The sequence below is a fragment of the Streptomyces sp. NRRL S-37 genome (assembly GCF_000721605.1).
Taxonomy (GTDB): domain Bacteria; phylum Actinomycetota; class Actinomycetes; order Streptomycetales; family Streptomycetaceae; genus Streptomyces.
In genome coordinates, this window is sequence record NZ_JOIZ01000015.1 from 267,629 (window position 1) to 276,479 (window position 8,851).

Annotated in this window: 4 protein-coding genes; 2 read left to right on the forward strand and 2 right to left on the reverse strand. The window is 75.4% G+C overall.

Annotation, left to right across the window (positions count from 1 at the left end; all coding sequences use genetic code 11):
• Positions 1–74: 74 nt before the first annotated feature.
• Together IH50_RS0122470 and IH50_RS0122475 are read left to right on the forward strand one after the other, a co-directional pair.
• Positions 75–1,100 carry an ATP-binding cassette domain-containing protein gene (locus IH50_RS0122470; protein ID WP_030865143.1) on the forward strand — a complete coding sequence of 342 codons (1,026 nt, stop codon included), beginning with the start codon at positions 75–77 and terminating at the stop codon, positions 1,098–1,100.
• Positions 1,101–1,131: 31 nt separating this feature from the next.
• Positions 1,132–1,983 carry an ABC transporter permease gene (locus IH50_RS0122475; protein ID WP_051767414.1) on the forward strand — a complete coding sequence of 284 codons (852 nt, stop codon included), beginning with the start codon at positions 1,132–1,134 and terminating at the stop codon, positions 1,981–1,983.
• A gap of 692 nt (positions 1,984–2,675) precedes the next feature.
• Here the strand turns inward: IH50_RS0122475 and IH50_RS0122480 are convergent.
• Positions 2,676–8,477 (reverse strand): type I polyketide synthase, encoded by a 5,802-nt coding sequence (locus IH50_RS0122480; protein ID WP_324617148.1) that lies wholly within the window; start codon positions 8,475–8,477, stop codon positions 2,676–2,678.
• Positions 8,477–8,851 (reverse strand): acyl carrier protein (locus IH50_RS43335; RefSeq protein WP_030865151.1); only part of this gene is annotated, 375 nt, incomplete at its 5' end. The genes IH50_RS0122480 and IH50_RS43335, both read right to left, overlap by 1 nt.

Sequence of the window (8,851 nt, forward strand, 5' to 3'; positions counted from 1 at the left end):
GCACCTGCGGACGGGCCGGAGGCCGGTCCTCCACTTCGCGCGCATCCATACATCCACCAGCGGGAGATCACCTCATGAGCGGGCTCGTCATGCCCCCCGTTCCCCAGCCCGGTTCCGGTTCCGGCTCCGGCTCCGGCTCCGGCTCCGGCTCCGGCGATCTGATGATCGAGGCGGACGCCGTCAGCAAGTCGTACGGCACGGTCCACGCACTGAACTCGGTCAGCGTCAGTGCCCGCCGGGGCACCGTCCTGGCCCTCCTCGGCCACAACGGAGCCGGCAAGACCACTCTGGTCAACATCCTCACCACCGCCCTGCCGCTCTCCTCCGGCCGGGCGTCGGTCGCCGGGTACGACGTGGCCCGGGACCCCTTCGAGATCCGCCGCCGCATCGGCCTCACGGGCCAGTTCGCGTCCGTGGACGGCCGGCTCAGCGGACGGGACAACCTCGTCCTGATCGCCCGGCTGCTCGGGGCGGGTCGCCGGGCCGCGCGCTCCCGCGCCGACGAGCTCCTGCAGCTGTTCGAGCTGACGACGGTCGCCGACCGGCGCGCCGACGGCTACTCGGGCGGTCTGCGGCGCCGGCTGGACCTCGCGGTGTCCCTGGTCGGCGGTCCTCAGGTGATCTTCCTCGATGAACCCACGACCGGTCTGGACCCGTCGAGCCGGCTGAAGCTGTGGGAGATCGTCGAGGGCCTGGTGCGGCAGGGCGCCACCGTCCTGCTGACGACGCAGTACCTGGAGGAGGCGGACCGCCTCGCCGACACGATCGCGGTGCTCTCCGCCGGCCGGGTCGTCGCCTCCGGCACGCCCGAGGAGCTCAAGGCCACCGTCGGCCGCCGTACCGTGACCCTGACGCTGGACGGTGACGACGCCCCCGGGAGAGCGGGGGCCTCGCTGCGCGGCGCCGGGTTCGCCCCGGTCGGCGGCGAGGAGGGCACCCGCAGCCTCGTCGTCCCCATCGACACCACCCGGGAGATCGCCGACGTCGTCCGCGCGCTGGACCACGCGGGTGTCGAGGCCACGGAGCTGACGTTCGGCGAGCCGAGCCTGGACGACGTGTATCTGACCCTCGCCGAGCAGCACGCCAGGACCCCGGCGTGACCGCCGCCCGACGCCCTCCGTGGAGGACCTCTTGACCAAGCACCTCACTCCCGCCGCGCGCCCGGACGCTCCTCCCCCGGCCGTCGTCCTCCAGGCACCCGACTTCGGCGGGAGTTCGTTCGCCGCTCAGGTGTGGGTGCTGACCGGACGGTCGCTGCGGGCGATGGTGACCGACCCGGGCATCGTCCTCTTCGGCCTCATCCAGCCGGTGGTCATCCTGTTCGTGCTGACCCAGGTGTTCAGCAAGATGGGCATGCCCCCGCACTTCCCGGACGGTGTCAGCTACCTCGACTTCGTGCTGCCGGCCGTCCTGGTGGACAACGCCGCCCAGTCGGCGATGCAGTCCGGGGTGGGGCTGGTGGAGGACCTCCGCAACGGCGTGGTGGCTCGGCTGCGTTCGCTGCCGGTGCACCCCGGGGCCCTGCTGGTCGCGCGCAGCCTCGTGGGGCTCGTGCGCAGCGCCGTGCAGATCCTCGTGATCATGGTGTTGGCGATGACGGTCATGGGTTACTCCCCCAACGGGGGCGTCGCCGAGATCGCCCTGTCCGCCGGGCTCACGCTCTTCATCAGTTTCTCGCTGGGCTGGGCCTTCATCGCGGCCGGTGCCTGGCTGCGGCGGGCCGAGCCGCTGCAGAACCTCGCCCTGATCGTGATCTTCCCGCTGATGTTCGCGTCCAGCGCGTACGTGCCGGTCGCCGACCTGCCGGGCTGGCTGGCGGCCGTCGCCCACGTGAACCCCCTGACCTACGCCATCGACGCCACCCGCGCCCTCGCACTGGACGTGCCGGGCCTCGACCACGCGATTCCCGCGCTGGTCATCGGCGCGGTGATCAGCGCGGCGGGCGCGTTCGCCGCGCTGGCCGGTTTCCGCCGGCCCCTCTGAACCCCCGCACCACTCCCCCGGGTGCGGGGAACCGGCCCGTGGGCGCCTTCCGGCGCTCACGGGCCTTTCGCGTCCGGTGCTGCGGGGTTCCGGGGTGGCCGAGGTGCCGGGGTGTCCCGCGGACACCGGGGGGTGTGCGAAGCGCCGGGGCCCCGGTCCGGTGTGAGCCGATGAGCTGCGGACATGTGGGAGCGGGCAGAGCACGGCGCCCGAACGGGCACGTCCGGAGCGTTCTTCGGCGGCGCGGAGCGGTCGGAGGCGGTACGGGGCGGTGCGGGGCGGTTCGAGGTGCCGGACGAGGCCGGCGGTGACCGTCAGGGACCCTGGGCATGTCCGCTTCCGTCCGGGAATCCGCCGGGCATTCGGCCCGTACGGCACCGGGCCGGCGCCCTCGGGACGCGTGTCCGCCCGCCGCCCGCCCCGGTGCCCGCTTCGGTCATCCGGTAGGGCGAAACAGGCCAGGCGGGAGGTCGCCGTGGCCGGAAAACCGCTGAACAGCGGGTGAGGCGGCTGCCCGTACCGCCTCCGGACGGGCATCCGCCGAGGGGGAAACGGGCCGGATCCCCGGCAGGACCGGTGAGCGGGACGGCGTCGGACGCGCCGGTCCGACGCGCGGGCCGGCTGCCCGGAACGACACCGCCCGCCCGGCTGAAGGCCGGGCGGGCGGGTGGGTGGAACCGGGCGGGGCGGCGTTACGACAGCCCGAGTTCGTTGTCGAGCATGTCGAACACCTCCTCGTCCGTGGCCGATTCGAAGTCGAACCCGTCGTCCTCCTCACCGGACGCCGCGGACGACTCCGTGCGCAGGGACTGCCACTTGCTGCGGAGCACCTCCAGCCGGCCCGCGACCTGTTCGAACAGTTCGGCGCCGACTTCGACACCCGCGATGCTCTTCTCCAGCCTGTCCAGCTCCGCCAGAACCGCCTCCGGTCCGCCGGCCGGGGCCGGGGCGATGCGTGCGTACAGGTGGGCGACGAGTTCGCCGGGCGTCGGGTGGTCGAACAGGAGGGTGGCCGGGAGGCGGGTGCCGGTGAGCGCGCCGAGCCGGTTGCGCAGCTCGACGGAGGTCAGCGAGTCGAAGCCGAGGTCCTGGAAGGGCCGGTCCGGTTCGACGTCGGCCGGGTCCACGTGTCCGAGGACCGTGGCGATCTGGCCGCGCACCAGCTCCAGGAGCGCCTCCCGGCCCTCCGCCGGGGTGAGTCCGGACAGCCTCCGGGTGAGGTCCGCGGCCTGCGCTCCCGCTGCCGGGGCGGCGCGGCGGGACGTCGCCCTGATCAGCGACCGGAACAGCGGCGGGACCTCGCCGAGGGCCCGCAGGGCCCCCAGGTCCAGCCGTACGGGCAGGACCGCCGCTCCCGTGTCCGCGGCGCTGAGAGCGTCGAACAGGGCCAGGCCCTGCTCCGGGGACATGGGCGGCATGCCCGCGCCGGTCATGCGCGCGATGTCGGCCTCGCTGAGCTCGCCGGTCATGCCGCTGCCCCGGGTCCAGGGGCCCCAGCCGAGGGAGAGGGCGGGCAGTCCGAGGTCGCGGCGGTACCGGGCGAGGGCGTCCAGGAAGGCGTTGCCCGCCGCGTAGTTGGCCTGTCCGGCGTTGCCGAGCGTGCCGGCCACCGACGAGAACAGCACGAAGGCGTCGAGCGGGAGCCCCGCGGTGGCCTCGTGGAGGTGCCAGGCGGCGTCCGCCTTGGGGCGCAGGACGGTGGCGAGCCGCTCGGGGGTGAGGGAGCCGACCATTCCGTCGTCCAGCACGCCCGCCGCGTGGATCACGGCGCGCAGCGGCCGGTCGGCGGGGATCCCGGCCAGCAGCCGGTCGAGTGCGGCGCGGTCCGTCACGTCACAGGCGGCGACGGTGACGTGGGCGCCCGACGCCTCGAGGTCGGCGGCGAGTTCGCCGGCGCCGTCGGCGGCCGGGCCGCGCCGGCTCACCAGGAGCAGGCTCCGCGCGCCGTGTTCGGCCACCAGGTGGCGGGCGACGGCGGCACCGAGACCGCCGGTGCCCCCGGTGACGAGGATCGTGCCGTCGGTGTCCCGGTCGTCCGTTTCCCGCGGTTCGGGTGCCGGGACCCGGACCAGCCGGGGCACGAGCACGCGGCCTTCGCGCACCGCGAGTTGCGGCTCGTCGGAGGTGGGGTCGAGCACGGCGGGCGGAAGGGCCGCACCCGTGTGGTCCGCGTCGCCCGTGCCGGTGAGGTCCGCGTCCAGGTCCAGCAGCGTGAAGCGGCCGGGGTGTTCCGCCTGGGCCGCGCGCATCAGGCCCCATACGGCGGCCGCGGCCGGGTCGGCTCCGTCGGTGGCGCCTCGGGTGAGGACGACCAGGCGGGAGGCGGCGAACCGGTCGTCGTCGAGCCAGGTCCGCACCGTGGCGAGCACCTGGGCCGTCGCGGTGTGCGCGGCGCGCGCCGGGTCGGCCGTTCCCGCGGTCCGTCCGTCGCCGGTGCCGCCGTGACCGACACTGCCGCTGCCGGTGCCGGTACGGACGGGCAGGAGGACGACCGGGGGTACCGGCCCGTCGGCGCCCGCGGCGAGGTCCGCCAGGTCGGCGTACCGGTCGGCGGTGAGGTCCTTGAGTGCCGGGTCCGAGGTGCCGTCCGGGGTGCCGTCGGGGTCGATCACGGCGATCCGCGCGGTCCGCGCCTCGGGCGCGGCGGACGGCGTGCCCGGGACGTGTTCCGGCGCCGGGACCCAGTCCAGGGCGAACAGGGAGTCCCGGTCGGGGCCCGCCGTGGTGCCGAGCTGCGCGGCGGAGATCGGGCGGGTCACCAAGGAGCCGACGGTGGCCACCGGTGCGCCGGTGGTGTCGGCGACGGCGACGGCGAGGGTGCCGTCGTCGGCCCGGGAGAGCCGGATACGGACGGCGGACGCGCCGACGGCGTGCAGGGACACGCCGTTCCAGGCGAACGGCACCCCTCCGCCCTGCGGCTCGTCGCCGTCCCGCGTCGCGTCGCCGTCGGCGGCCGGGCCGGCCAGCGCGGTGGCGTGCAGGGCGGCGTCGAAGAGCGCCGGGTGCAGACCGTACGCGCCGCCGTCGGCGCCGTCGGGCAGGGCGACCTCGGCGAACACCTCGCCGTCGCGCCGCCAGGCGGCCCGCAGGCCCCGGAACACCGGCCCGTAGACGAACCCGGCGTCCTCGAAGCGCTCGTACAGGCCGTCCGTGTCGAGCGGTTCGGCCTTCTCGGGCGGCCAGACGGAGGCGTCGAAGTCCGTGGCGGCCGGGGCCGCGGGGCCGGTCACGAGGACGCCCTCGGCGTGGGTCGTCCAGGTGGCGGCGGGGTCGTCGGCGGGCCGGGAGTGGATGCCGAGCGTGCGGCGGCCCGTGTCGTCGGGGGCGCCGACGCCGACCTGGAGCCGGACCGTGCCGCGGGCGGGCAGGACCAGCGGTGCGGCGAGGGTGAGTTCCTCCACCAGTTCACAGCCCAGGGAGGTGCCGGCGTGCACCGCCAGCTCCAGCAGGGCGGTGCCGGGGACGAGGACGGCGCCCATGACGACGTGGTCGGCGAGCCAGCCGTGGGTGGCGACCGAGAGCCGTCCGGTGAACAGGTGGCCGTCGGATCCGGCGAGTTCCACGGCCCCGCCGAGCAGCGGGTGGTCCGCGGGCGTCAGCCCGGCGGCTTCCGCCCCGGCGCCCTGGCGCATCTCCGCGGGCCAGAAGCGGCGCCGCTGGAAGGCGTAGGTGGGCAGGGCGGTCCGGCGGGCGCCCAGGCCGGCGAAGAACCGGGCCCAGTCGACGGTCACGCCGTGTCCGTGGAGCCGGGCGAGGGCGTCGACCAGGGCGGTCTCGCCGGGGGCGGTGCGCCGCTGGGCGGCGACGGTCACGGCGGTGTCGGGCAGGGTCTCGCGGGCCATGGCGCAGGCGACGCCGTCGGGTCCGAGTTCGAGGAACCTGGTGACGCCCTGCTCGTGCAGGGTGTTCACCCCGTCGGCAAAGCGTACGGCCTCACGGACGTGCCGTACCCAGTAGTCGGCGGAGCACAGTTCCTCCGCGGTGGCGAGGGCCCCGGTGAGGTTGGAGACCACGGGCAGGGCGGGCGGCCGGGGCGACAGCCGCTCCAGCACGGCGCGGAAGTCGTCCAGCATCGGTTCCATCAGCGGGGAGTGGAAGGCGTGCGACACCCGCAGGGCGGTGGTGCGGCGGCCCTGTTCGCGGAAGACCGCGGTCACCTTCTCGACGTCCGGCCCGGAACCCGACACCACGACGGAGGCCGGGCCGTTGACGGCCGCGACGCCGACGCCGTCGGTGAGGTGGGGCAGCACCTCGGCCTCGGTGGCCTGGATCGCCGCCATGGCGCCGCCGGCGGGCAGCGCCTGCATCAGGCTGCCGCGGGCGGCGACCAGCGCGCAGGCCTCCTCCAGGGTGAAGACCCCGGCGACGTGGGCCGCGGTGATCTCTCCGACGGAGTGTCCCGCCACGTACTCGGGGACGACGCCGAACGACTCGGCGAGCCGGTACAGCGCCGTTCCGAGGGCGAAGAGGGCGGCCTGAGCGTAGGCGGTGGCGTTCAGGGCGTCCTCGTCGTCGCCCCAGACGACCTCGCGCAGGGGCCGTTCCAGGTGCTCGTCCAGCCCGGCGCAGACCGCGTCGAAGGCCTCGGCGAAGACCGGGAACCGCTCGTACAGGTCGCGTCCCATGCCGGGCCGCTGCGATCCCTGGCCCGGGAAGAGGACGGCGAGCAGTCCCTCGCGGGCCGTGGTGGCCGGTTCCTCTCCGCGTGCGACCGCGCCCAGGGCGGCCAGCAGCCCGTCGCGGTCCGCTCCGACGACCGCGACGCGATGTTCGAACGCCGTGCGGGTGGTCGCCAGCGAGTAGGCGACGTCGAGCGGGCGCGGCGCGTCCGCGCCGGCCTCCTCGACGTGCGCCAGCAGGCGTCCGGCCTGGGCGCGCAGGGCGTCCTGGTCGCGCGCCGACAGCAGCCACGGTACGACGACCGGGGCGGGCACCGGACCCGCGTCGTCCGCCCCGTCGGGGACGGCGGGGGCCGTGGGCGCGGTGGCGGGTGCCTGCTCGACGATGACGTGGGCGTTGGTGCCGCTGATGCCGAAGGAGGAGACGCCGGCGCGGCGCGGGCGGCCGGTGGCGGTCCATTCCCGCTGCTCGGTCAGGAGCGCGACGGAGCCGGCGGTCCAGTCGACCTGGTCGCTGGGCGCGTCCACGTTGAGGGTGGCGGGCAGTACGCCGTGCCGCATCGCCATCACCATTTTGATGACGCCCGCGACGCCGGCGGCGGCCTGCGTGTGGCCGATGTTGGACTTCACCGAGCCGAGCCACAGGGGGCGTTCCCCGGGCCGGTCCTGGCCGTAGGTGGCCAGCAGCGCCTGCGCCTCGATCGGGTCGCCGAGCGTGGTGCCCGTGCCGTGCGCCTCGACCGCGTCGATCTGGTCGGCGGCGAGCCGTGCGTTGGCGAGGGCCTGCCGGATCACTCGGCGCTGGGAGGGGCCGTTGGGGGCGGTGAGCCCGTTGCTCGCGCCGTCCTGGTTGACGGCGGAGCCCCGGACCACGGCCAGCACCTCGTGCCCGTTGCGCAGCGCGTCGGACAGCCGCTCGACCACGAGGAAGCCGGCGCCCTCGGAGAAGCCGGTGCCGTCGGCCGCCGCGGCGAACGACTTGCACCGTCCGTCGGGCGCGAGCCCGCCCTGCCGGCCGAACTCGACGAACACACCGGGCGTGGCGAGCACGGTGACACCGCCGGTGACGGCGAGCGAGCAGTCGCCCTGCCGCAGCGCCTGGACCGCGAGGTGCAGGGCGACGAGGGAGGACGAGCAGGCGGTGTCGACGGAGACCGCCGGGCCCTCCAGGCCGAGCTTGTAGGAGATGCGGCCGGTGACGACGCTGCCGTTGCCGTCGCTGCCGGGGTAGTCGTGGTACATCACGCCGGCGAAGACACCGGTGCGGCTGCCCTTGAGCGAGCCGGGGTCGATGCCCGCCCGCTCCAGTGCCTCCCAGGACAGTTCCAGCGCGAGCCGCTGCTGCGGGTCCATCGCGAGGGCCTCGCGGGGCGAGATGCCGAAGAACCCGGGGTCGAAGTCGGCCGCCCCGTCGAGGAAGCCTCCTTCGCGTGCGTAGTAGCCGTCGGGTCGCTCGGACTCCGGGTCGCGCAGCATCGACAGGTCCCATCCCCGGTCCTCGGGGAACGGGGTGATGGCGTCCGCGCCGTCCGTGACCAGCCGCCACAGGTCCTCGGGCGAGGTCACTCCGCCCGGGTAGCGGCAGGCCATGCCGACGATCGCGATCGGTTCGTGCCGGGCGGCGGTGAGCCGCCGGTTGTCCCGGCGCAGCCGCGCGGTCTCCGCGCGTGCGGCGCGCAGGGCGTCGGGGGCCGTGGCGTTGCCGGGGGCCTCGGACGCCTCGGTGAGCGGGACGTCCTGGGTGCGCTGACCGGTGTCGACGGGACCGTCCGGTGCGTCGTACGGGTCGGTGTCCCGCTCCTCCGGGTCCGCGAGGGCCTCCGCGTGCGCCGGCACCGCGCCGTCGTCGTCGGCGAGTTCGAGGAGTACGTCCATCAGGCCCGCGTCCCGCAGACGCCGGGTCGGGATCGACCGGAGCGCGCGGCGGATTCGGTGGCGGCGAGCGAGTCGAAACCCAGCTCCTGGAAGGCACGGTCGGGTCCGATCGCCTCGGCCGAACCGTGTCCCAGCACCGCCGCCACCTGCGAACGCACCAGCCGCAGGACGGTGCGGTGCCGCTCGGCGGCCGGGAGGGCGGCCAGCCGCCGGGCGGGGGCCTCCTCCTCCGCCGGGCCGGCGGTCACCGCGGCGGCCGCCTGCCGTCGTGTCGCCGGGGTGAGGGCGCGCAGGAGGGCGGGCACCTCGTCGGTACGGGTGCGCAGGGCGACGGTGTCGACCCGCAGCGGGACGACCGTGGCCTCCGGCCGGTC